We start from the raw sequence: 24075 nt of genomic DNA, 5'->3' as shown, positions 1-24075 counted from the left end.
CTGCAACCGGCCACTCAAACGGTTAAAATACAAATCCTCCATCAATCTACAGCGCAAAGGATCATCATGTCTGTTGGACAATTCTGTAACCGCGATACGGTCATCCTAAGAAAAGAAAACTCGATCATCGAAGCGGCCAAACTGATGCGCGAGTTTCACGTCGGCAGCGCCGTAGTCGTAGAGGACTCATCGGAAGGAGCGAAACCCGTCGGCATCGTGACCGACCGCGATCTCGTCGTGGAAATTCTTGCCGCGGAACTGGACCCGAATGCAGTCGCCGTCGGGGATATCATGAGCTACGAACTGATAACGGCCCGCGAAGAAGACGGACTTTGGGAAACCTTGCAGAGAATGCGAGTAAAGGGTGTTCGCCGCATCCCCGTCGTCAATCAGCAAGGCTTGCTGGCCGGCATTCTGACCAGCGACGATCTCCTCGAGATACTCGCCGGCGAACTTACCGAACTGGTTAAAATCATCGGCAAAGAGCAGGAACGGGAACAAAAAACGCGCGGCGGTCTCGGTTAAACGATCAAGCTTTCCAATTAGGACCGGCAAAACCAAGCACGAGCAATCCGCCGGTCATTTGATGAACCGCAACCTTTCGACGCGTCACGATCGACTTCGAGAGCTATAGCCATGACTGTTACGATTTACCATAACCCCCGCTGCAGTAAATCCCGCGCTACGCTTGAGCTTCTCAAGAGTAAAGGCATCGAGCCCACGGTAATCGAATATCTGAAAACACCTCCTAGCGCATCCGAGCTGGAGACCATTCTGGCCAAACTGGGCATGGAGCCCCGCGACTTGATGCGCAAAGGCGAAGCGGCATATAAGGACGCCGGGCTGGATAATCCTGATCTGGATCGCAAAGCATTGATAGGCGCCATGGTGGAAAACCCGATCCTCATCGAGCGGCCAATCGTGCTGGCAAACGAGAAGGCGGCCGTCGGACGTCCGCCGGAGAACGTTTTAAAGATTCTTTAAGACCGGCGAGATCTCAATACCTTGGCGAGTCACTTTGGCTCGCACCTCTTTTCTCACGTGTTTCGTCCTTTTCATGGTTGAAGTTCTAATCGTCTACTATAGCCGTTGGGGTTCCACGGCCGAAATGGCCAATCTGATCGCGAGAGGCGTCGAGGAAGTTCCCGGCGCCGTCGCCAAGATTCGTACCGTCCCTGAAGTATCGCCGGTCTGCCAGGCCACCGAGGAGACTATTCCTGAAGCCGGTCCGCCTTACGCAACGATCGACGATCTGAAAAACTGCGATGCGCTGGCCTTGGGAAGCCCTACGCACTTCGGCAATATGGCGGCGCCCCTCAAATATTTCATCGACAGTACCAGTTCCTTGTGGTTTTCGGGCGCATTATCCGGTAAACCGGCTGGCGTCTTCACGGCCACTTCGTCCATGCACGCCGGCCAAGAAGCGACGCTGATCACCATGTTATTGCCCCTGCTCCACCATGGCATGGTTCTGGTCGGGATCCCCAGCAGTGAAAGCGCGCTTCTCGAAACCACCAGCGGCGGAACGCCCTACGGACCCAGCCGGCACACCGGGAGTGACAACGCGGTCAGCGACGAAGAGCGGAAACTGTGTCGGGCGTTCGGAGCCCGTTTGGCGCGTGTGGCGCTGGCGCTGAAAGGCGCCCAAGTGAAGTAACTCCTAGTGGTCTTGACTGACGCTTTCGACGGATTGCTTTCGGATATGCTGCAATACGCCGCGACGGTTAAACATTTTTGAACTCATGGCGGAGCAACTCCCCCTGCGCTTCGCTTTCAATCCCGAACTGGGTTTTCTGCAACACCACTCGGGAGCCAACGCCGAAATCGTCGCTCATCTAAAACATGCCGCCAGCGGTCGGGGCGAAACGCTGATTTTTTTGTGGGGTGAACCGGGCACCGGCAAGAGCCACTTGCTCAATGCCTGCTGTCGGGAAGCGTGTCAAAGCGGCTTGTCGGTCTCTTATCTGCCGCTATCCGGCCTCCGCGAGTACGGTCCCGGCGTGCTCGATGGCCTGGAGCATCAGGATCTGGTTTGCCTGGACGATGTCGATTCCGTCGCCGGAGACGATGCCTGGGAACGAGCTTTATTCAATTTGTTCAATTGTTTGCGAGACCACGGCAATCGCCTCATTGCCGCTGCCGGCGTGCCGCCCGCCGAACTTGCGATCCGTTTGCCCGACCTCAAAACCCGCTTAGGCTGGGGATTAACCTTGCGCCTGCAACCATTGAACGACGAGGATAAACTAATCGTTCTGGGCGCCCATGCCCGCTCGCTGGGCTTAGATCTGTCGCCGCAAGTCGGACGTTTCTTGCTTTCTCATTACCACCGAGATCTTTCCTCCTTGAAGCGCTTGCTGGACGAATTGGACCACGCGACCCTAGCCGCAAAACGCAAGCTCACGATTCCTTTTCTGAAGAACTATCTGGAAGAAACGACATGAATGTACTCGTCATAGGTTCAGGAGCGGTCGGCAGCTTTTACGGTTCACTGCTCGCCAAGCAGGGCGCGAAAGTTTCGATGGTCGCCCGTTCCGACTACGTGCATGTGAAAGCCCATGGCATAGACATTACGAGCGACACCAAACTGGGCGCTTATCACTTCCGGCCCCACACCGTCGTACGCAACGCGGCCGAATTGACCGAAAAGCCCGACTACGTTCTCTTGTGCATCAAAGTGGTCGAAAACGCCGATCGCATCAGCCTTCTGAAAGATGCCGTAGGACCCGACACGTCCATCGTTCTCGTTTCCAACGGCATCGACATCGAAGACGAAATCGCGAAAGCCTTTCCCGATAACGAACTGATCAGCGGCCTCGCATTCATATGCGTCACCCGCACCGCACCCGGCAAAATCTGGCACCAGGCTTACGGCCGGCTAGCCTTGGGCAATTATCCGCAGGGGCTTTCGGAAAAAGCTCTGGCGCTTTGTAGCGTATTCGAGCGATCCGGCATTACATGCGTCGCCTCCGAGGATATCGTTGCCGCCCGCTGGCAAAAATGCGTCTGGAACGCGCCCTTCAGCCCGCTGTCGGTCCTCTCCGCGGGGCTCAGCACGAATGACATACTCTCGACTCAAGAGTCTTTCGTTCGGGCCATCATGGAAGAGGTTTGCCTGATCGCCAAAGCCACGGGATATTCGTTGCCCGAAGATACCGTCGATAAAAACATCGAGAGCACCTACAAGATGCCGCCATACAAGACCAGTATGCTGCTGGATTTCGAGGCCGGTCGGCCGATGGAGACGGAGGCCATTCTAGGTAATGCCGTGAGGGCGGGATGGAACGCAGGCGTGCCGATTCCCCATCTTGAATCGGTTTATGCTTTGATGAAGCTCAGAGATTTGAGCCGTCGAACCGGATAACTTGCTGCCACAAATCGAAATTACGCCCGCGCGAGGCGGGCGTGATGCCAAATCAAGAATCGCCCTAAAACGGCATCCCCCGTCCTAGATTGCCCTTCATCCCTCGCAGCATGTTCATCAGATTGCCCTTCTTGAATTTCTTCATCATCTTCTGCATCTGATCATACTGCTTGAGCAGACGGTTGATGTTCTGCATATCCGTGCCCGCGCCTTTTGCGATGCGCTGTTTTCGCGAGTTGTTGATCACATCCGGAAATGCCCGTTCCTGCTTGGTCATCGAGTTGATGATGGCGATCTGCTGAATCATTTCCTTGTCGTTCACTTTTTCCTTCACGTGCTGCGGCACGTTTGCCATGCCGGGAAGCTTGTCGAACATTGCGGCGACGCCGCCCAGATTCTTCAACTGCAGCAGTTGATCGCGATAGTCGTTCAAGTCGAAAGACTTGCCCTTCTGAATCTTCTTGACCAGTTTTTCGGCTTTCGTCTTATCGATCTTGCGCTCGGCCTCCTCAATCAGACTCAGGACATCGCCCATGCCCAAGATTCGGGACGCGATTCGATCGGGGTGAAAACGTTCCAAGGCAGCTGTCTTTTCACCCACACCCAAGAATTTGATGGGCTTGCCCGTAATGTGGCGAACCGACAACGCCGCGCCACCTCTGGCATCGCCGTCGGTTTTGGTCAGAACGACACCGGTCAGGGTAAGTGCGTCGCCGAATGCTTTCGCGGTATTGGCGGCGTCCTGACCGGTCATCGAATCGACCACGAACAGCGTTTCGATCGGGTTGATGGCGGAGTGAATCTGTCTGATTTCCTCCATCATCTCGTCATCGATATGAAGACGGCCGGCCGTGTCGATAATGACGACATCCTTGTATTTCTTCCGGCCATATTCGACGGCGTTGCGAGCGATATCCACCGGATTCTGCGTCGGATCGCTCGGAAAAAAATCGGCGCCCACCTCAGCGGCAAGAGTTTGCAGTTGATCGATAGCGGCCGGACGATAGATATCGGCGCTCGCGACCACTACGGACTTGCGCTCGTTATCCTTGAGCCAGCGGGCCAGCTTGGCAACCGTGGTGGTTTTACCGGCGCCTTGGAGACCTGCCATCAGAATCACCGCCGGCGGCTGCGTCGCCAGACTGAGCCGCTCGTGGGCACTGCCCATGATGGCGATCAATTCTTCATTGACGATCTTCACTAGCGCCTGCCCGGGCGTAAGGCTGGACTGAACTTCCTGCCCCAAGGCGCGTGTCTTGACGTGCTCGATGAAATCCTTGACGACCGGTAGAGCCACATCGGCTTCCAAGAGGGCCATACGCACCTCTCGCAAGGTGTCCTGAACATTGCTCTCGGTCAATCGGCCCTGACCGCGAATTTTTTTGAGCGATTGGGTTAAACGTTCGGTAAGGTTGTCAAACATGGCTCTTAATCCTACGGGCTATGGAAATACCCAGATTACTTCATCTTGATCGGCCATTATGCCAGACTAGAGAGCTCAGGAGGACATGATTTAAATGAATTCTACGCTGTTTGGCGCCATGGCGATCGCCACTTATGTCGCTGCCGCTCTTACCCTGATTCGCTCGCTGCGCGAGAACGACTATGCGGCCATGGAGACACCCACGCTTCGGCGGTTGAAACCCTTGACACTCGGTTGGTTCGCCGCCGTTTTGCACGGGCTTGCGCTCACCAGCGGCTTTCAGACTAACGAAGGACTCAACCTCAGCTTTCTGAGCGCGATGTCGTTAGTAGCTTGGGTGATCGTAGCCATCTTGCTCCTGACGGCTCTCGCGAAACCGGTGGATAAACTCGGGATGGTGATTTTTCCGATGGCCGCGCTGGTCCTCCTGCTAAAACTCAGCATCCCGGAGAGCGTTCACACGGTGAAAGACCTTTCCTGGCCTTTGACCATTCACATCGTGGTCTCCATGCTCGCTTACAGTTTTCTCAATATTGCCGCCTTTCAGGCAGCGCTGCTGGCGTTTCAGGACTGGCGGCTGCGCAGCCACCATTCCGACCTCTTGCTACGCTCGCTCCCGCCTCTGCAAACCATGGAATCCCTGTTGTTTCAGCTGATTGCGGCCGGGTTCGTGTTTCTTAGCGTGTCACTGCTCACAGGCTTTATTTTTCTGGAAGACATGTTCGCTCAGCATTTGGCCCATAAGACCGTGCTGTCCATCCTTGCCTGGGTCTTGTTCGGCGTACTACTGATCGGACGAGCTCGCTACGGCTGGCGGGGAACCATAGCTATCCGCTGGACGCTAGGAGGCTTTGTGTCGCTAATGCTGGCCTATTTCGGCAGCAAGATGGTATTGGAATGGATATTGAACCGGGCTTGATGGTGCGGACACCGACCCTGGTCCCGGAATGCGAGTGCGTGTCCGGACTCTTTGAACTCACTCATTTTCAGCCGATCGATAAGCTTGCTCGCGTTGCCGGGAGTTTCTGAGCATGCGTAGTTCTTGAGCAGCTTGGTTTCTTTCCGCCTCAATCAAAGACATAACCTTCCCGTCGATGGTCTGCACTTCCTCGACTAAACGAACCAAAGACTCGTTATCGCTTTTCTCAAGATTGGCCGGCGAAAACAGTTTCTCAATCAGGGGCATCCGTTCCCTCTCCAGCCGAGCAACCCTCTCCCACTCCATACCTTCGGCCGCCGTTAGGATCGAACGGCACATTGCAAGAAGCTTCTCGGTTTCGGGCGTCAGATCTGACATCGCGGCATACCCGGTCTCGGACGATTAAAAGCTTGCTGAAGCTAACCTGTTTTCAACAGTCTGAGACGGAACCGGCTCTCGTATCGCCTCCCAAGCACTCTTGATCTCCTTTATCAAACCGCCGACTTCGTCCAGGGCACTCTGATCGTTTTGCGCGCTGGCGTAAAACAGCTGCTCGGTAACATAGGTATAAAGTCGATCCAGATTTACCGCGATTTCGCCGCCGTTATCCAAGTCCAGACAGGCTTGGAGGTAGCCGACGATTTCAATTGCACGGCCGATGGCTTGGCCCTTCTCGGCGAGCTCCCCCCTTTGTATCGCGCCCTTGGCAACGGAAATTTTTTCGTTCAGCCCATTAAAAAGCATCATTATCAGAGTATGCGGATCGGCGTACTCGGCACTCGCCTGCACGGTAGTTTGCCGATACTGATTCAATGCAAACTGAGCGGGTCTCATGGCGTATAACCTCTTCTTATTTCTTGTTTTGGTTAGCCAATGGCAAAGCGGCCAACTGCTGACTCAAATAACTGCTGATACTCTGAAACTGCCCCAAAAGAGCATCCATCTTATTGAATCGATCCAGAAGACGCTTTTCGAAATCACTCATTCGACTCTCTAAACGCTCTCGGCTTTCTTGAATTTTCTCGAGATTCTTTTCCAGACCGTCAGTACGCGCCTTTATGGCTCCTTTACTGTCCAACAATCCGGCAAGCACCTTGTCCAGTCGTTCTATCAGCCCACGGGAAAAACCAACCTCGCCCCGGTCGCCGGTCTTGGTATCCGAGATCAGAAGCTTAAGCCCCTGGGCATCGCCCGCCGTTGCGGTCAATTCTTGCCCTTTGCCCGTTGCCTCCAAACCTCCGATGCTTCCGGCGACATCCATGCCCCCGGTGCCCTCCGTCGAACTAGAGGCGAGCTTTAATCCCAAGGTCGCTTCACTATTAATATCGACCTGCGTGATTTCAACTTGAGACTCCGAGCCATAATTTTTGGATTGAATGACAAATCGATTGTTGACATCGTCATAACTCACGCCGACTGAAATACCTTTTGCTTTGAGGGCACTGTCGCCATTGATGCGGGATTGAATCTCTGCCGCCAGAGCCGCATGATTGCTATAGGTCGCTTGCGTCAAGGTGATATCTGCCGACAAGACCCCATCGACTTTGATCTTGAAGGTGTCGTTGTCGCCGTCCACCACCAATGAATTGACGGCACCGCCGTTCAGAAAGCCCTGGGTAGCTGCTTGGGTAATATTGACCGCATAAGTTCCCGGCTTGGTATCGACGGTATTGCTGGAATATATCACCCCGGAATCCGTGGGACGCCCGATAGCCGCAAACAAAGCGGCTACGCTGCTCCGATCCGCATTTAGCGCCTCGTTTAGCTTGGAACTGTCCAAATTGAGGGTGCCGTCTCTTTGCGTTCGGATTCCTATATGGGCCAAGGTTTTCGCCGAACCTTCGAGACCTTGGATAAATCGTCCCAGTTCCGAGCGAAGCTGCCCCATACCGCCGCGTACCGTGGGATCGCCCTGTAAAATTCCGCCTGCTTTCTGGGCTGCGTCATAGCCGGTTAAGCTTCGGTCCGTCTTTGCCAATTCGTTAAAACTTTTTACGAAACCTTCTATAAGCTTTTTGATGTCGTCATTGCTCTGGCTGACCGACACATTGACGATCTTCTCGGATTGAGCGGATTGAAGATTTAACGTCACCCCTTTAAGAGCATCTTTGATCGTGTTGCTCGCATTGGTAACCTCAAGTCCATTGATAGCGATTTTCGAGTCCAACGCCATCTGGGTCTGCTGGAGGTTAGCAGCGGCGGCATTAAAAGACAGGACGGACAGGCCTGAGGCGTCGACCGAATTTCCATCATCATCGGCTACGCTGATCTGCAAGCTGTTCTCGGCGCCGGTTTCACTCGAATTCAGTACAAGGCGAGAACCGCCGCTATCGTTGACTATAACCGCAGTCACTCCGGCCTTGGCGTTGTTGATAGCATCTCGGATGCCGCTGAGGGTATTGTTGCTCGAGTCGATCTCAAGGGTCAGCGTGCCTTTGTCGCGATTTTGGGTAAATCCGTTATAACTACCCGGGGTGGCATCCACCGGCGGCGTATAGTCCGTAGTGCCGAATTTCAGCGTCAAAGTCCCGGTTCCAACCACTGCGTTGGCCGATGCGAAGTAACCGGTTGCCAGTGCGTGGCTCTGCGCGAGTTGCTTGACCTCGATCTTGTAATTACCCAGATCGGCATTGCTTTCCGCCGAAGCACTGACAATACTGCTGTCGCTGGAAGTTGCGCCGATCTTTTGAAAACTACTCAGGTTTTTCAACGCCGAGAGGCTATCCCGAAAAGCCGATAAAGCGCTCTTGAAATTTCCAAACGAGGAAATCTTGGATTGGATCTCGGCTTCTTGCCGATCCAAACGGGCAGCGAACGGAGCACGCTCCGCCTGCACCAATTGGCTGACCATGCTGGATATATTGAGGCCGGATCCGAGCCCCGTCGATGTAATACCTGCCATCAAACCCTCCGCCTTGCCTGTTGCCGCTCTGTCCCGATAAGGATATATCCGCGCCTTACGCTTGGACCGATTCGGCCGCGCGGACTCGTCAGCCGAACCGACAAACCCTCCAAACTCACACTTTTTCTTTCAACAACATGCCTTTAAATCCATCTTTGAATTCGTCTAAATGTTTTGCGAGTCGCAAAATCTCTTCCGAGGGGATTTGGCGAATAAGTTCATCGGTTTCGGCATCCCTGACTTGCACTATCGTTCGGCCCGAATCTTCGTCAATGGAAAACTGGACCGTTCTCCGCACCATTTGAAAAAATTCGTTGAAATTGCGCACGGCATGGGCGACTTCGTCCTGCCGCTTCTCTCCTTCTCTTCCCGAGGAAGCAAACGCCTCGGCGGCCAAAGCCGGGGGAACCGCCCTAACCGTAGAAACCTGCTCTACCGCCCCGGTGCTTCCCGCTGCGGCGAGGGTTTCAGAGCCCACCTCGTCTGCCGTCTGGCGGCGCACCATGTTCGGCTTCAGAGCCGTTACATTGCCTAAAGCTATCGGGGCTTCCATATCGATCTCCTATTGCTCGAAGAAGAAAGCGGGAACGCCTCAGTGTTCCCGCTTTCCGGTTTAGCCAGCTCGGAAATTAACCCCGAAGCAGCGAGAGCACGTTTTGGGTTGAGGCATTCGCCTGTGCCAACATTGCCGTACCGGCCTGCTGCAGGATCTGATTCCGGCTCAGCTCGGACGTTTCAGCCGCGAAATCGGCATCGAACACACGGCTTCTTGCGGCGCTGATGTTTTGCGAAGTGGCCTGCATATTGGCTACCGCTGAGCTGAAGCGGTTTTGGACAGCGCCCAGGGTGGCGCGGAGGTCGTCAACGAAAGCGAGTGCACCATCGACAGACTTAATAGCCGAGTTTGCCCCCGACTGAGTACCGACGTTAATGCTTCCCACTGCACTTAGAGTGCTTGCATTCGTCGCTGCACTGAACAAGGTACCCGTCGTATCCGTGGTGACGGTGTACGAGCTTGCGGAGCTAAACATGAGGGTTCCGACCACTTTACTAGAGTCTGTTCCCACCGCTGCGCCCAAGGTAGCGGCGGCACCTTCCGTTGCCCCGGTGTCAGCGTTCAAGCCTTGGAAATTGATAGTACCGCCCGCGCCGGCGCTATTTAAAAAGTCTTCGATGACAATATCGTAACCTTCGGCTTGGCTCAGCGTGATCGAACTTCTCGAAGCATCCAGTTCTGCGGTGATACCGGTACTTGCCGCCGCACCATTAATGGCTTCCGCCAGCGAAGTGAGATCGCCAGTACTGGAGACGTTTGCCGAGATCGCAACGGCGCTGCTGTTCGAACCATACAAATTAAACGTCAACGTACCGGCAGCGGCTAGACCGGAAAGAGTTGCTTTAGTCAGCGCCGTTGCCGTTACGCCCGTGGATGCCGTGGCGTTATTCACAGCCGTCGCGATCGCATTGGCTGAATCATTGTTTGCTACGGCCAAGGTCGCGGACCCGATATTCCCGGTAACCGTTAGATTTTGTGCCGCAACACGGTTGAGAGCGGTCAAAGCAGTCTTATCAGCACTTGCCGCCGCCGCCTCTACCGCAGTACCCGTCGTATTGGTGAGACTGTTCGATCCGATATTGGTCGCCTTGCTGTTCCCGATCGAGAAACTGATCGTCTGATCGGCATACGCACCAACCTGAAATTTCGCACTCGTGAACGAGCCATCCAGCAGATTTTTTCCGTTGAATTGGGTTTGAGTGGCGATACGGGTAATCTCCTGCTGCAACTGAGCCACTTCCTTCTGCAGGGAAGCACGATCGGTCGCGGTATTGGTATCGTTGGCGGATTGTACGGCCAGTTCCCTCATACGCTGCAGCGCGTTCGTGACCTCTCCCAAGGCGCCTTCGGCGACTTGCGCGATGGAAATGCCGTCGTTGGCATTTCGGGCGGCCTGATTCAAACCTTTAATTTGCGCGGTCATCCGGTCTGCAATGGCAAGGCCGGCTGCGTCGTCTTTTGCGCTATTAATGCGCACACCGGACGACAAGCGTTGCATTGCAGTCTGCATCGCGTTGGATGACTTCAGCAACTGGCGCTGAGCGTTAAGCGAGGAAATATTGGTATTAATCACTTGGGACATGATCGTCTCCTTCAACTTTTAGGATTTTTCAAATCGACGAGCTCAAGGACATCAGCGCTGTGCATTCAACTCTCGTAAACGTTATCGGACACCACGGCGGAAACTTTAAAGGTTTTTCTGTCGGCCTTAAGTTATGGCCAAGATGCGCTGTTTCCTATGACTTCGCCTCCGGCATGGCGCCAAAATACACCCCAGGAGGTGTATTGATATGCGTACGAACATCGTTCTTAACGACGAGCAGGTCAGAGAGGCTTTCAAGTATTCCGATGCCAAGACTAAGCGTGAACTGGTCGAGCGGGCACTCCGGGAGTTCGTGGCCAATCGAAAACGGAAGGACGTTCGGGACTTGATCGCTACGGTGGAAATCGACCCGAACTACGATTCCAAGACACTGCGCGCCGAGCAGAGCTAAGCATGTATTTGGCGGATACTTCGGTATGGATCGATCTCCTACGGCAAAGGGGAAACCCCGCTACGGAACAGTTCCGCCGAATACTGGATGGCGGCGTATCGTGGTGGAGGAATTGAATCTGGCCTGACCAGATCGCGAACGATGCGGTTCACTTCGCTCACCGCATCCTACAGCTCTGGCTTGACCGGCAGCCCGGACTGAAACGACTTCGGCTGTCGGCGCGTTATGAAAACAGTTCTCGAACGGTGGAGACGAATCGATCGAAGCTGCTTTGTAGCCAGCTCCATAACTCCTCGGGCACTATTCTGGACGCCGCAAAAACCGCGAATCCCAGAAACAACAAACCGCTAGCGATATGTAGCGCCCGCTGAGGCGTCTTCCGGAGCAGTGTGGCGCCTGCCCAAATCCCTAACGCGGACGTCACGCCCAGAGCCGCGGTGGCGCCAAGCCAAACCGGCACAGGCGGTGCTGCCGCACCTAAACCGGCGACCGCCAGTTGAGTTTTATCGCCGAATTCGGCAAGGAAAATCATCAGGAAGGTCGTCAAAAAGATGCCGTGACCGGTTTTTGCCTTGATGAACTCGCCCTCCTCTTCCTCCCTAAAAAGCAAAGCTTTCACGCCGAAGACCGCAAACAAGAGAGCGACCGCCAGGGACACCACGGAATCGGGCAGCCACCGGGCTGCCGCCGCTCCGAAGACTACGGCGACTAGATTCAAGACGGCAAAAGCGAACACGGCGCCGAGCAGAATAGGCCAGTGCCGGTGCCGCACAGCCAAAGTCATGCATACCAGCTGGCTTTTGTCGCCGAACTCGGCTGCTGCGACCAGCGCGAACGCGGTACCCGACGACGCCCACCACCGTGCCCAGTCGATCGCCGGCAGGCTTCGATCCAGCCACACCCCTACTTCGTTAATCAGATTGCAAGCCACAGGGTCGGATACTCAGGTCGTGATCAGGTTGTCCAAAATCATCATGATGATGAAGCCAAACATCAGCGCAAAGGTCGCATAGCGCGCTTTGCCCTGGGATTGGGTTTCGGGAATGATGTCGTCGCTGATGACGAACAGCATGGCTCCGGCGGCGAACGCCATACCGATAGGCAATAAAGGCAAGAACATCGTGACTGCGGCAACGCCGAGAAAGCCGCCGACCGGCTCGATCAGCCCCGTCAAGGTCGCGATCAATACCGCCTGTTGCCGCCGATAGCCCAAGGCCACCAGCGGCATCGCCACCGCCAAGCCTTCCGGGATATTCTGCAGACCGACCGCGATCGCCAAGGCTGCTCCGTTGTGCCAGTCGCCGGAACCGAAACTTACGCCGACGGCCATGCCTTCCGGCAGGTTGTGCATGACGATCGCGGCGATAAAGAGCCAAATCTTTCGCAGCGAGTCGAAGGTTTCTCGGCTTTCGCCCAGAAACCGCTCATACGGCAGCCAACTATCCGCCAATACCAGAAAAACCGCGCCGATCATGACCCCCGCCGCAACCACGTACACACCGAGACCCGGCCACAGCTGATTGCCGGCCTGGATGCCCGGAACGATAAGCGAGAACGCCGTGGCTGCCAGCATCACGCCGGCGGCTCCGCCCAGCATCAGATAAAGGGTCCTGCTGGAAACATCCTTGAACAGTAGAGCGGGCAAGGCACCGAATCCCGTGGCCAATCCAGCCAGAATGCTGGCGAAGGCCCCCATGGCGATGATCGGATCGACAAAGAAATACATCACGACCAGAAACAAGGTCGTCAGGAAAGTGATCGAGCTCACCAGGATAAGCTTTTGAGCTAGCGTCGGCAGGCGAGCATATTTCTGATACAGAGCGTTGGCGCGGAGCTTCTCGGCCAGCATATTCAAACGTTGCGAGTTCATCGGATGAAATCCTTGGTGGGGTAAGTTCGGATGGACCATATCTATACATTTTTCTTGCCGTCATTCCGGCAGGGATTGCCGGAATCCAGGGCACAGGGATGTGATCCGCCTCTGCCATCCATGGCCTCTGGACCCCGGCAATCCCTGCCGGGGTGACGACTTCCATGACAATCTTGCAATCGTCGAGGATTCGTTAACCAGCGTCAAGGCAGAGCCGCCAATGCCGCAATTCCCCTTATCTGTTATCGATAGTTGAAGCCGGCTGTACCCGCCGACCATCAGCCGCCTATCGCAGCAGATGCGCCGACTGGCCCGGTTCTTGTGTAAAATGGTCAAGGAATAGGGGGAGCATGCCTGATGCATATATTGTTGAGCAACGACGACGGTTATTCCGCCCAAGGACTGATCGCCTTGGCAAATGCGCTGGGGCAACGGGCGCGACTGACGGTTGTTGCCCCCGAACGAAACCGCAGCGGAGCGAGCAATTCGCTAACCTTGGACAGACCTTTGCGCGTCAGCCAAACCGAAAGCGGCTTCATCAAGATCGACGGCACACCGACCGATTGCGTGCATTTGGCTATCACGGGATTGTTACATGAGGAGCCGGACATGGTGTTCGCCGGCATCAATCACGGTTCCAACCTGGGAGATGACGTTATCTACTCCGGCACGGTGGCGGCAGCCACCGAAGGGCGTTTTTTGGGGCTTCCGGCGGTCGCGGTCTCCTTGGCGTCGAGCAATCCGCAGCACTTCGACACGGCAGCCCAAGTTGCCGTCACCTTGCTCAAACAGATCCAGGAACACCCCTTGCCGGCCGATACTATACTGAACGTCAACGTGCCCGATATTCCCCTGACAGAGCTTCGTGGCTTCCAATCCACTCGTCTGGGCCAGCGCCACAAGGCCGAACCCGTGATCCGGACGACCGACCCGCGCGGGCGCGAGATCTACTGGATCGGCTCCGCCGGTCCGGAGCAAGATGCCGGACCCGGCACCGATTTTCACGCCATACGCAACAACTACGTATCCGTCACACCTTTGCAAATCGATTTGACCCGTTACGAAAGTCTTCAGCGATTGGCCGACTGGCTTCCGCGTGAGGTTATTCCATGAACCGTCGGCTTCAGGGTATCGGCATGACCTCCCGCAGAACGCGGGAGCGCATGGTCAGCCGATTGAAGGAACAAGGAATCAGCAATCAGTCTGTGCTAGCCGTCATGCTGGAAACGCCCAGACATATTTTTGTCGAAGAGGCTTTCGCGAGCCGTGCGTACGAAGACACGGCGCTCCCGATCGGATTCAACCAGACGATCTCCCAGCCTTATATCGTGGCTCGCATGACCGAACTGCTGCTGGAAAAAGGCCCGTTGGACAAGGTGCTCGAAGTCGGCACCGGCTCGGGTTACCAGACCGCTGTATTGGCGCAACTCGTAAAGCGGGTTCATTCGGTGGAACGCATTTACCCCCTTCAGCAGCGCGCCCGCCGCTGCATTCAGGATCTTCACCTGCGCAATGTGCGCATGAAGCACAGTGACGGCGGCTGGGGCTGGGACGATTACGCGCCCTACGACGGCATCATCGTCACCGCGGCACCGCCGGAGCTGCCGCAGCCACTGCTCGACCAAATGGCACGGGGTGGTGTCATGGTGATACCCATCGGCGACGGACGCGAGCAGTTTCTACAGCGGATTACGCGCACGGAAGTCGGGTTTCAGGCGGAAATCATCGAACCTGTCAGCTTCGTGCCTCTGCAAGGCGGATTGCTTTGACAAACAGCCCTCTCTTTCAGGATTAAGGAATTCCCGATGCATGAACTGATCAATTGGCTGGTGACGACCATCGGCGCGATGGGCTACACCGGAATTTTTCTGCTGATGGCCATGGAAAGCTCGGTTTTCCCCATCCCCAGCGAAATCGTCATGCCGCCCGCGGGCTATCTGGCCCAGCAGGGCAAGATGGACATGACCCTGGTGATCCTCAGCGGAACGGCGGGAAGCCTGGTCGGGGCTTACGCCAACTATTTCGTCGCGCGCTGGCTGGGCAGGCCGCTCCTGATCAAATACGGCAAATACGTCTGGATTACCGAGGAGCACTTCAACCGTGTGGAGAAGTTTTTCTTGGCACATGGTGAAATCTCCACCTTCGTCGGCCGCCTCCTGCCCGTAGCGAGACATCTGATCTCGTTACCGGCCGGCCTCGCCAACATGAATCATCTCAAGTTCAGCTTTTACACGCTGCTCGGGGCGGGGATCTGGGTATCGGTGCTCAGCTGGATCGGCTATTTCATCGGTGAAAACCAGGAGCTGATCGCGCGCTATTCGGAACACGCGGTCATCGACGTGATCATATTCAGCATCGTCCTGGTTGGAATTTATGTCGCGATCCATCGCCGCAGGACCCGCAGCCAGACGCACTCATGACTATCCCCGTATTTTCGATTTCCCGCCTTCCCCGCATTCTTTTCGGTTCCGGCCAATTGGCGGAACTGCCGAAACTGGCTCGCTCCTACGGTCACAAAGCGCTGCTCGTCACCGGAGTGCGCTCCTTCCGCTCGTCGTCGCGCTGGCCCTGGCTGACGGATAACCTGACCGAGCAGGGCATGATCTTCGAACACATGACCGTCAGTGACGAGCCCACGCCGCAGTTGGTGGACGATGCCGTCGCCGCCTTTCATGGCCGCAACATCGGCCTGGTGGTCGCCATCGGGGGCGGCAGCGTGCTGGACGCCGCCAAGGCCATCGCGGGACTCCTGCCCCACGGCAATTCGGTCATGGATCACCTCGAGGGCGTAGGCCGTAACATTCCTTACACCGGACCTGCTACGCCGTTCATCGCCGTGCCCACCACCGCCGGCACCGGCAGCGAAGCGACCAAGAACGCCGTCTTGAGCGTGCGCGGCGAGCACGGCTTCAAGAAATCGTTCCGCCATGACTGCCTGGTTCCCGAATACGCGATCGTCGATCCCGATCTGCTCGACACTTGCCCGCCGGACCTGATCGCCGCCGACGGCATGGACGCGTTCACCCAGTTGTTAGAATCCTATGTCTCGGCGCGCGCCAATCCTATGACCGATGCTTTGGCAAAAAGCGGAATGGAAGCGTTTCGCGACGGCCTCTTCGCGGCCCTGCAACGCGGCGACGGCGAGCAAGCCCGAGCCGGTCGCAGCGCCATCGCTTATGCATCGCTCGTGTCCGGCATCACCCTGGCACAGGCGGGACTGGGCTCGGTACACGGGCTCGCCGCGCCGCTGGGCGCCTTCTATCCGATCCCGCACGGCCTCGCCTGCGGCACCCTGCTCGCCGAAGCCACGGCCATCAATATCCGCGCGCTGCGGGAGAGAGCTCCGGAGAATCCGGCCTTGAAGAAATACGCCGGTATCGCCGAACTCCTGACCGGCCATGGCTTCAAAACCCAGATGGAAGCTTGCAACGCCTTGGTCGAACAGTTGCACGATTGGACCGAACGGCTGGCTCTGAAGCGCCTCGGCCATTTCGGCGTGGAATCGGCGCACATCCCTAAGATCGTCGCCAACGCCCGCGGCACCAGCATGCAGACCAATCCGGTAACGCTCACCGACGGCGAAATCGGCGAAATCCTCCTCACCAGAATCTGAGGCCGATATGGCACGCCATTACCTCGAGCATTTGTTCAGCCCGAAGTCCATAGCCGTGTTCGGGGCCAGCGAGTTGCCCGACTCGGTCGGCGCGCGGATCTATCAAAATCTCTTGGACGGCGGTTTTCAAGGCCCGATCTACCCGATCAATCCCAAGTATCAACTGGTCCGGGATCAGGTCTGTTTCTCGTCGATCGAAGAGGTGAAGGAACACGTGGATCTCGCGATCATCGCAACGCCGGCCGCCACCGTCCCCCTCATCATCCGCGCTTGCGGCCAACAAGGGGTCAAGGCCGCCATCGTCATTTCGGCGGGATTTGCCGAACAGGAGGGCAACGGCCGAATGCTGGAGCGGGCCTTGCTGGAAGAAGGCAAGCGCTATGGGCTCCGGATTCTCGGTCCCAACTGCCTGGGGCTGATGCGCCCTTCGGTCGGCCTCAATGCCACTTTCAGCAATAATGTCGCGGAACCGGGTTCGCTCGCCCTGGTCTCCCAGTCGGGAGCGCTTTGCACGGCGATTCTGGACTGGGCGAGCGCCCATCGCATCGGTTTTTCGACCATGGTGTCCTTGGGCGCCGGAGCCGATGTCACCTTCGGGGACATCCTAGACTATCTCGCTCTCGATCCCGAAACCCGCAGCATCCTGATGTACGTGGAAGGCGTGCGTGATGCGCGGCGTTTCATGAGCGGGCTCAGGGCCGCGGCTCGCATGAAGCCGGTGATCGTGATCAAGGCCGGCCGCCATGCCGAAGGCTCCCGAGCGGCCATGTCGCACACCGGCGCGCTGGTCGGTTCGGATGATGTCTTCGACGCCGCGCTGCAAAGGGCCGGCGTGGTTCGGGCCACCACCATCGAACAGCTTTTCGCCGCCGCCCAGCTCCTCGCGACCCAGCACCGCGTTCGAGGCAATCGCCTCGTGATCATCACCAACGCGGGCGGACCGGGGGTGATGGCAACCGACCGGGCCGTCGAGCAAGGCATCCGGCTCGCCGAACTGGGCGGACCGACCTTCGACAAGCTGAACGCGGTGCTGCCCAAACAGTGGTCGCACAATAATCCCGTCGATATCCTGGGCGACGCCACCCCCGAACGGTATCGGGCGGCCGTCGAGGTCTGTCTGGCCGACGAAAGCGTGGACGGCGCCCTGGTGTTGCTCACGCCGCAGGCCATGACCGATCCCACGGAAGCCGCGGAGGCCGTCATTCGCGCCGCCGAACAGAGCCGCAAGCCGATACTCACCTGCTGGCTGGGAGAAACCTACGTCCAAAAAGGGCGAGAACTGTTTACCGCACATCAGATTCCGACCTTCGCGAACCCCGAGAGCGCCATCGAAGCGTTCGGCTATCTGGCGGAATATCACCGTAACCAACAGATGCTGATGCAGGTGCCGGGGCCGTTGGCCTCGCACCAGATGCCAGACCTGACCGGCGCCCGCCTCATCATCGAGGGCGCCCTGGCGGAACGGCGGACGCTGCTATCCTCGCTCGAGACCCGCGCCGTTCTGCGCGCCTTCGACATTCCCGTGCCGCCGGCGCTGAACGCCCATTCGCCCAACGAGGCGTTATCGGCGGCCGAATACCTGGGCTTTCCGGTCGCGCTGAAGATCCTGTCGCCGGACATCACCCACAAGTCCGATGTCGACGGCGTCCGGCTCAACATCAACAGCGCACAGACGGTGCGGAACGCCTATAACGATCTGGTGTCGACGGTGCAAGCCCGAAGGCCGAACGCACGGATCGAGGGCGTAACGGTCGAAAAGATGTACCGTAACCGCAACGGCCGGGAACTGCTGGTCGGCGTGGTCGACGATCCGATTTTCGGCCCGGTCGTGAGTTTCGGCTCGGGCGGCACGGCGGTGGAAATCCTCAAGGACCGTGCGGTCGCCCTGCCCCCGCTCAACGAGCACATCGCCCAGACGATGATCGGCCAAACCCGTGTCGCACGGCTGCTCGGACAGTTCCGCAACCTCCCGCCGGTCAAGCTGGAGGCGATCGAGCAAGTGTTGCTGCGGCTCTCGGAGATGGTCTGCGAACTCCCCGAGATCAAGGAGATGGACATCAATCCTCTGGTGGCGGACGACCAAGGCGTGTTCGCCCTGGATGCCCGCATTGCGGTGCATGAGCCGCAGCCTGGACGCCGGCCCTACGGGCACATGGCTGTCCACCCCTATCCCGGCCACTTGATTAGACAGTATCAGCTCGCCGACGGCACCAACATCATCATTCGGCCGATCCGTCCCGAAGACGCGGAAATCGAGAAGCGTTTCGTGAAGCAGCTTTCGCCCGAGGCCAAATTCTTCCGCTTCATGAACGCCTTGCAGGAATTGAGTCAGGACATGCTGATACGTTTGACTCAGCTGGATTACGACCGCGAACTGGCGCTCGTCGCCATCGTCGATTCCGGGGCCGAAGAAACGGAACTCGGCGTGGCGCGCTATTTCACCAATCCGGATGGCGAAACCGCCGAATTCGCCCTGGTGGTTGCCGACGAATGGCAGCACCGTGGGTTGGGTACACGGCTGATGTCCTGCCTGATCGACGCCGCTCGCGAGATGGGGCTCAAATCTTTGCGGGGCGAAATCCTGGCGAACAACGTCAAAATGCTCGGCCTAATGAAACGGCTGGCATTCACCTGCCATACCAAGACCGACGACCCCACCATCGTCATCGCCGAAAAGCCCTTGTGAATCCGCCCGCGGATTTTTGGATACATCCGCGAATGCTAAACTTTTACCCCTTTTCCCACTCTTGAGGTTTGTTGATGAACATCATCGCCCGTATCGCTGAAGAGCTCGGCGTCCGAGAAAGACAGGTCCAGGCAGCCGTGGACCTGCTGGACGAAGGAGCTACGGTGCCGTTTATCGCGCGCTACCGTAAAGAAGCGACGGGCGGTTTGGACGATACCCAGCTCAGAACCTTGGAAGTTCGGCTCTCTTATCTCCGCGAACTCGAGGACCGCCGCCAGATCATCCTGGACAGCATCCGAGAACAGGACAAGCTGACTCCGGAGCTGGAACAAGCCATTCTCGCCGCCGACACCAAGACCCTGCTGGAAGACCTTTACCTTCCCTACAAACCCAAACGCCGCACCAAGGCCCAAATCGCGCGGGAAGCCGGTCTGGAACCCCTGGCCGACGCCTTGCTTGGCGATCCGTCCCTGGTACCGGAGACGGAAGCACAGCAATACGTCGATGCGGACAAAGGCGTTCCCGACGTCGCGGCGGCGCTGGAAGGGGCAAGGCAAATCCTCATGGAACGGTTCGCCGAGCACGCCGGGCTTCTGGCCGAGCTGCGTGAACGAATTTGGAACGAGGGCATCCTCGCCTCGACGGTCGCCGATGGGAAAGAACAGGCCGGAGCGAAGTTCCGGGACTATTTCGATTTCGCCGAGCCTATCGCGAAGATCCCGTCCCATCGCGCGCTGGCCCTGTTCCGGGGACGCAACGAGGACGTGCTGGACCTGGCCCTGAAAGTCGGCAAGGATGAGGACGCCGCGCATAAAGCCGCGGAAAGCCTGATCGCGAGGACCTTCGGCATCGCCGACAAAGGGCGGCTCGCGGACCGCTGGCTGGCCGACACGGTGCATTACGCCTGGAAAGTCAAAATCCTGACCCGCATCGACCTCGACCTCAAGCAGCGCCTCCGCGAAGCCGCCGAAGCCGAGGCGATTCAGGTTTTCGCCAAGAACCTCAAGGATTTGCTGCTCGCGGCGCCCGCCGGCCCCCGCACCACCATGGGCCTGGATCCGGGGCTACGCACCGGCGTCAAGGTCGCGGTGGTGGACAAAACCGGCAAGCTGCTGGAAACCGCGACGATTTACCCCCACGTGCCGCAAAATCAGTGGGATCAATCGATCGCAACGCTGGCCCGGCTGATCGCCCAGCACGGCGTCGAACTGGTCGCCACGGGCAACGGCACCGCCTCCCGCGAGACCGATCAGCTGGTCGGCGATCTCATCAAGCGCCATCCCGAATTGAATATCACCAAGGTGATGGTGTCGGAGGCGGGGGCATCGGTTTATTCGGCGTCCGAGCTGGCCGCCAAGGAATTCCCGGATCTCGACGTCTCACTGCGCGGTGCCGTTTCGATCGCCCGCCGCTTGCAGGACCCCTTGGCCGAACTGGTAAAAATCGAACCCAAGGCCATAGGCGTCGGCCAATACCAGCACGATGTTAACCAGTCGCAGCTCTCCAAAAGCCTCGACGCGGTGGTCGAGGACTGCGTGAATGCCGTGGGCGTCGACGTGAACACGGCTTCGGCTTCGCTGCTCCGTTACGTTTCCGGACTGTCCCAGACCATCAGCCAGAACATCGTCGAATACCGAAACCAGAACGGCGCTTTCAACAGCCGCGAAGATCTCAAAAAAGTCCCGCGACTCGGAGAAAAAACCTTCGAGCAGGCGGCCGGATTTCTCCGCATCATGAACGGGAACAATCCGCTCGACACCTCGGCCGTGCACCCCGAGGCTTATCCGGTGGTGGAACGCATCATCGGCACCACCGGCAAGGATATCCGCGAATTGATCGGCAACGCGGCCTTCCTACGCGGCGTCAACGCCGAGAATTACACCGACGAACGCTTCGGCCTTCCGACCGTCACCGACATTCTGCGCGAGCTGGAAAAGCCCGGCCGCGATCCGCGTCCGGAATTCAAGACCGCACAGTTCAAGGAAGGCGCGGACAAGATCGAGGACCTCAAACCCGGCATGATGCTCGAAGGCGTCGTCACCAATGTCACCAATTTCGGCGCTTTCGTCGACATCGGCGTGCACCAGGACGGCCTGATCCACATCTCGCACTTGTCAGACAAGTTCGTCAAAGACCCGCGCGAGGTGGTCAAGGCGGGAGACGTGGTGAAAGTGAAAGTGCTGGAAGTGGACGTACCGAGACGCCGCATCGGTTTGTCGATGAAAAAGGATGCGGAGGCCACTCCCCGATCGGAGCGAGGATCGTCTAGTCCCTCGACCAAATCGGTCGAGCCAAGAGCCAAGAAGCCTCGGCCGGAATCCTCCCCCAAACCGCAAAGCGCCATGGCGGAGGCGTTGGCCAAAGCACTCCGGAAAGGCTGATGGTCAGCGTTGTTTCCGGTGCAATGGCTTTCCGCTGGGACTCATATCGACATGTGGTTTCATCCAGCAGAGCCTTCTCACTCGCGTCCAGCCCCGCAAACTCCCGCAGTATCAGGATGTCATGCAACGCGGCTTTTGTGGCCGGGTAGAAATGCCGAACCACAGCCGCATCAGGCGGATGCGCTGCATCATCTCCTGATTGAACGGCCGCCGTCCCCGGACCGGCTGTCGGATAGCGCGCAGTACAATCCGACTCGTCCACACAGCCTGAGGAATCGCTTGCGTGATCTCCTGGAAAAATTTCTGACGCCTGCTCAGCTTCGGCTTCTTAACAAACCGGGACCGCTGAGTCCGAGATGCTTCATCGGGGAGCGATCTGGGGGTGGACTTATTTAGAGTTTCCCCAAAAACCTAAGTATCCGCTTTTTCCAACCTATCTCAAATTTGCTGCCACTGATCTAATGCTGGCTCACCTGCCTTGAACAGCAATTACAAGTCGCTGCCGCGCATCAAACAGCGACCGAACCGCCAAGTGCGCCGCCAGAAGGCTGCCAACACCTGCCGCACCAGTAACCAGCAGAAGAATGAAAATTTGTTGCTTAGCAGCCTCGACAGGATCCATCCCGCCCAATATCTGTCCTGTCATAACACCTGGAAGCATCACAATACCCGATGCTGCGAGCATGTTCGTCAGAGGAAGGAAAAGACCGAACCTCAAAGCATCACGATGCACGTCGCTCGCAGCTAGCGAGGCTGGCTGTCCAAGCGCCAAGCGTGCCTCAATAACTAGGTGTCGGTCACTCGCATATTGCTGCACAAGGTTAACAGTTAAGGCAATTGCGGTGAGTGAATTACCAAGGAGCATTCCGAAGGTTGGAATCAACGTCTGCGGTAAGCTCCATGATACAGATCTCCACGTCACAAACACAGCCAATATCGTAAAAAGCAGACTACTAGCGATTAGGGGCACAGGGCCGATCAGCCACCTAGTCCGACGTGCTACATTCTCGTTGAGCCGATGCGATACCTCCCTAGCGGCTGCCAAGCACATCAGGACGCCGAAACCGCCAACTGCGAGCGCGGATGTGCCTTCGAAGAGGGCCTTGAGTACTAACGCGACCGCTGTGAGCTGCAGAAGCATCCGAAAGACGGCTACCGTAAGCGCAACCCCATCACACCTGGTGAGGCGGCTCGAGTAGGCCGCGATCATTAACACTACAGCAAACGGAACCAGAAGGCTATCAACCGGCAAGGTAGCAGAGTTCATCTGTAACCTCCGAAACCTTCCCATCTACCGCAACCCAGTGCCGATGACCCAGCCTCGATGCCTGCTGCGCGTTATGCGTTACGAGGATGATAAGCCTTTGACAGCTAAGCCATCGCATAAGCAGTACTTCAACTGCCTGACGCGATTGCGGATCCAAATTGGCGGTAGGCTCATCGAGAAGCAGTATTCGTGGTTCCAACACCATTGCTCGCAAGAGCCCGAGGCGCTGCAGCTGGCCAACGGAGAGGTCCCGCGGTGCACATTCCATTATGTGCGCAGGCAGGCGAACCGCCGCAAGAAGGGGCTGCACCTCCACTTCCAACGGAAAGTGCTTTCTAACACATTCATACCACCACTGACTAACGCTAGGGACGTACGCCACTTGCCGCCGCCACCGTGCTGGAGATATCTCATCCGGCTTTAGTCCATCAATTTCGATGTTCCCTTCCCAAGATGTGAGATCAGCCAGCACCCGGAGCAGTGAAGTCTTTCCGCTACCGGAGCGTCCACTCAATATGACGCACTCTCCCCCTTTTGCATTAAGAGACTCGGCACTGACATGAGCCGCGCGCACGCTCTCTAAGCGCAGGATAGATGGAGTTGCTGACAACATCAGCTTTTCCCTCCTATGCATCGACGCATCTCGACAACATGCACGTCACTGCCGTTTGTGGCTACGAAACGATTCGTTTGCTCACGATTTACCTCAGAAAAGCCGAGCCGCGAAAAGATCTCCACGTTCCCAGTCTCTGACACCGTACGCAGTACAATGGCCTGTTTATGTGCGTTCTTTGCAAGTTCCTCGACACCCGACATTAGGCATTTGGCCACTCCCTGACGGCGATGCCGTCGGGCCACGGCTAAAGCGCGTACATACACTTGATCGGGTTGGTCGATATATTCGACGACACCAAGTACAACGCCCATCTCAGTCACGACAAGCCGCTGTGAGACTTCTTCCTTATCGCCAAAAATCCCGCATCTCGGTGCGTAGACTTGCCGAAGATCCGCAGTAGCGGCGTCGTAGATGTCTCGGACAGCCGGTTCGTCCTCGGCCACCATCGGACGCACAACAAAACTCCCATGCTGCTTCGACTGCATAA

General features: G+C 57.3%; 24 protein-coding genes. 13 read left to right on the top strand and 11 right to left on the bottom strand.

Translation table 11 applies throughout. The features are described from left to right. Positions 1–66 precede the first annotated feature (66 nt). From ACWJJK_RS07450 to ACWJJK_RS07430, 5 genes are all read left to right on the top strand, one after another. Positions 67–525 carry a CBS domain-containing protein gene (locus ACWJJK_RS07450; protein WP_133717238.1) on the top strand — a complete coding sequence of 153 codons (459 nt, stop codon included), beginning with the start codon at positions 67–69 and terminating at the stop codon, positions 523–525. A 111-nt stretch (positions 526–636) separates the two neighbouring features. Next, positions 637–984, top strand: coding sequence for an arsenate reductase (glutaredoxin) (arsC, locus tag ACWJJK_RS07445; protein WP_454128818.1), 348 nt, complete (start codon positions 637–639; stop codon positions 982–984). 73 nt (positions 985–1057) lie between these two features. Beyond that, on the top strand, positions 1058–1657 hold the full coding sequence (gene wrbA / locus ACWJJK_RS07440; RefSeq protein WP_077732494.1) for an NAD(P)H:quinone oxidoreductase: 600 nt from the start codon (positions 1058–1060) through the stop codon (positions 1655–1657). Positions 1658–1742: 85 nt separating this feature from the next. Next, positions 1743–2441, top strand: coding sequence for a DnaA regulatory inactivator Hda (gene hda / locus ACWJJK_RS07435; protein ID WP_156879853.1), 699 nt, complete (start codon positions 1743–1745; stop codon positions 2439–2441). After that, positions 2438–3361 (top strand): 2-dehydropantoate 2-reductase, encoded by a 924-nt coding sequence (locus ACWJJK_RS07430; protein WP_156879852.1) that lies wholly within the window; start codon positions 2438–2440, stop codon positions 3359–3361. The genes hda and ACWJJK_RS07430 overlap by 4 nt, the downstream gene beginning before the upstream one ends. Before the next feature lie 64 nt (positions 3362–3425). Here the strand turns inward: ACWJJK_RS07430 and ffh are convergent, their stop codons facing one another. Then, the gene (gene ffh / locus ACWJJK_RS07425) at positions 3426–4784 is read right to left on the bottom strand and encodes a signal recognition particle protein (RefSeq protein WP_077732467.1); all 1359 of its coding nucleotides are present in this window, start codon (positions 4782–4784) and stop codon (positions 3426–3428) included. Positions 4785–4878: 94 nt separating this feature from the next. On the opposite strand from ffh, the gene ACWJJK_RS07420 reads away from it, so the two are divergent. Beyond that, a complete protein-coding gene (locus tag ACWJJK_RS07420) occupies positions 4879–5703 on the top strand; it encodes a cytochrome C assembly family protein (RefSeq protein ID WP_077732468.1) in 825 nt (274 codons plus the stop codon). Positions 5704–5760: 57 nt separating this feature from the next. Here the strand turns inward: ACWJJK_RS07420 and ACWJJK_RS07415 are convergent, their stop codons facing one another. From ACWJJK_RS07415 to ACWJJK_RS07395, 5 genes are all read right to left on the bottom strand, one after another. Continuing rightward, positions 5761–6081 carry a flagellar protein FliT gene (locus tag ACWJJK_RS07415; RefSeq protein WP_086133546.1) on the bottom strand — a complete coding sequence of 107 codons (321 nt, stop codon included), beginning with the start codon at positions 6079–6081 and terminating at the stop codon, positions 5761–5763. Positions 6082–6105: 24 nt separating this feature from the next. Beyond that, entirely contained in the window at positions 6106–6537 is a 432-nt protein-coding gene (fliS, locus tag ACWJJK_RS07410; RefSeq protein WP_077732470.1) for a flagellar export chaperone FliS, read from the bottom strand. Between the two features lie 16 nt (positions 6538–6553). Further along, positions 6554–8605 (bottom strand): flagellar filament capping protein FliD, encoded by a 2052-nt coding sequence (gene fliD, locus ACWJJK_RS07405; RefSeq protein ID WP_086133545.1) that lies wholly within the window; start codon positions 8603–8605, stop codon positions 6554–6556. A gap of 115 nt (positions 8606–8720) precedes the next feature. Further along, complete coding sequence (locus tag ACWJJK_RS07400) at positions 8721–9110, bottom strand: flagellar protein FlaG (RefSeq protein WP_168175539.1); 390 nt, start codon at positions 9108–9110, stop codon at positions 8721–8723. A gap of 124 nt (positions 9111–9234) precedes the next feature. After that, entirely contained in the window at positions 9235–10743 is a 1509-nt protein-coding gene (locus ACWJJK_RS07395; protein WP_077732473.1) for a flagellin N-terminal helical domain-containing protein, read from the bottom strand. A 208-nt stretch (positions 10744–10951) separates the two neighbouring features. Between ACWJJK_RS07395 and ACWJJK_RS07390 the strand changes: the two genes are divergently transcribed. After that, entirely contained in the window at positions 10952–11155 is a 204-nt protein-coding gene (locus tag ACWJJK_RS07390; protein ID WP_077732474.1) for a type II toxin-antitoxin system VapB family antitoxin, read from the top strand. 223 nt (positions 11156–11378) lie between these two features. On the opposite strand, the gene ACWJJK_RS07385 is transcribed toward ACWJJK_RS07390, so the two are convergent. Together ACWJJK_RS07385 and ACWJJK_RS07380 are read right to left on the bottom strand one after the other, a co-directional pair. Further along, complete coding sequence (locus ACWJJK_RS07385; RefSeq protein WP_240502650.1) at positions 11379–12086, bottom strand: TMEM165/GDT1 family protein; 708 nt, start codon at positions 12084–12086, stop codon at positions 11379–11381. A gap of 12 nt (positions 12087–12098) precedes the next feature. Then, a complete protein-coding gene (locus tag ACWJJK_RS07380; protein ID WP_086133561.1) occupies positions 12099–13025 on the bottom strand; it encodes a ZIP family metal transporter in 927 nt (308 codons plus the stop codon). Between the two features lie 357 nt (positions 13026–13382). Here ACWJJK_RS07380 and surE point away from each other — a divergent pair, with 357 nt between their 5' ends. From surE to ACWJJK_RS07350, 6 genes are all read left to right on the top strand, one after another. Beyond that, positions 13383–14138 (top strand): 5'/3'-nucleotidase SurE, encoded by a 756-nt coding sequence (surE, locus tag ACWJJK_RS07375; protein WP_077732477.1) that lies wholly within the window; start codon positions 13383–13385, stop codon positions 14136–14138. Continuing rightward, positions 14135–14794, top strand: coding sequence for a protein-L-isoaspartate(D-aspartate) O-methyltransferase (locus tag ACWJJK_RS07370; RefSeq protein WP_077732478.1), 660 nt, complete (start codon positions 14135–14137; stop codon positions 14792–14794). The genes surE and ACWJJK_RS07370 overlap by 4 nt, the downstream gene beginning before the upstream one ends. A gap of 36 nt (positions 14795–14830) precedes the next feature. Then, the gene (locus tag ACWJJK_RS07365; RefSeq protein WP_077732479.1) at positions 14831–15445 is read left to right on the top strand and encodes a DedA family protein; all 615 of its coding nucleotides are present in this window, start codon (positions 14831–14833) and stop codon (positions 15443–15445) included. Next, the gene (locus ACWJJK_RS07360) at positions 15442–16638 is read left to right on the top strand and encodes an iron-containing alcohol dehydrogenase (RefSeq protein ID WP_454128817.1); all 1197 of its coding nucleotides are present in this window, start codon (positions 15442–15444) and stop codon (positions 16636–16638) included. Before ACWJJK_RS07365 ends, ACWJJK_RS07360 begins: the two co-directional genes overlap by 4 nt. Before the next feature lie 7 nt (positions 16639–16645). Continuing rightward, entirely contained in the window at positions 16646–19324 is a 2679-nt protein-coding gene (locus ACWJJK_RS07355; RefSeq protein ID WP_454128816.1) for a bifunctional acetate--CoA ligase family protein/GNAT family N-acetyltransferase, read from the top strand. 74 nt (positions 19325–19398) lie between these two features. After that, positions 19399–21705, top strand: a complete 2307-nt coding sequence (locus ACWJJK_RS07350) for a Tex family protein (RefSeq protein ID WP_454128815.1) — start codon at positions 19399–19401, stop codon at positions 21703–21705. 469 nt (positions 21706–22174) lie between these two features. Here the strand turns inward: ACWJJK_RS07350 and ACWJJK_RS07345 are convergent, their stop codons facing one another. The 3 genes from ACWJJK_RS07345 to ACWJJK_RS07335 are packed head-to-tail and all read right to left on the bottom strand — an operon-like array spanning position 22175 to position 24073. Beyond that, on the bottom strand, positions 22175–22972 hold the full coding sequence (locus tag ACWJJK_RS07345) for an ABC transporter permease (protein ID WP_454128814.1): 798 nt from the start codon (positions 22970–22972) through the stop codon (positions 22175–22177). Beyond that, positions 22947–23585, bottom strand: coding sequence for an ABC transporter ATP-binding protein (locus ACWJJK_RS07340; RefSeq protein ID WP_454128813.1), 639 nt, complete (start codon positions 23583–23585; stop codon positions 22947–22949). Before ACWJJK_RS07340 ends, ACWJJK_RS07345 begins: the two co-directional genes overlap by 26 nt. Then, complete coding sequence (locus tag ACWJJK_RS07335) at positions 23585–24073, bottom strand: N-acetyltransferase family protein (protein WP_454128812.1); 489 nt, start codon at positions 24071–24073, stop codon at positions 23585–23587. The genes ACWJJK_RS07340 and ACWJJK_RS07335 overlap by 1 nt, the downstream gene beginning before the upstream one ends. Between the last annotated feature and the right edge of the window lie 2 nt (positions 24074–24075).

Source organism: Methylocaldum gracile, assembly GCF_053646815.1.
The sequence above is the reverse complement of the archived record's forward strand: the minus strand, read 5'-3'. Positions and strand labels throughout refer to the sequence as shown.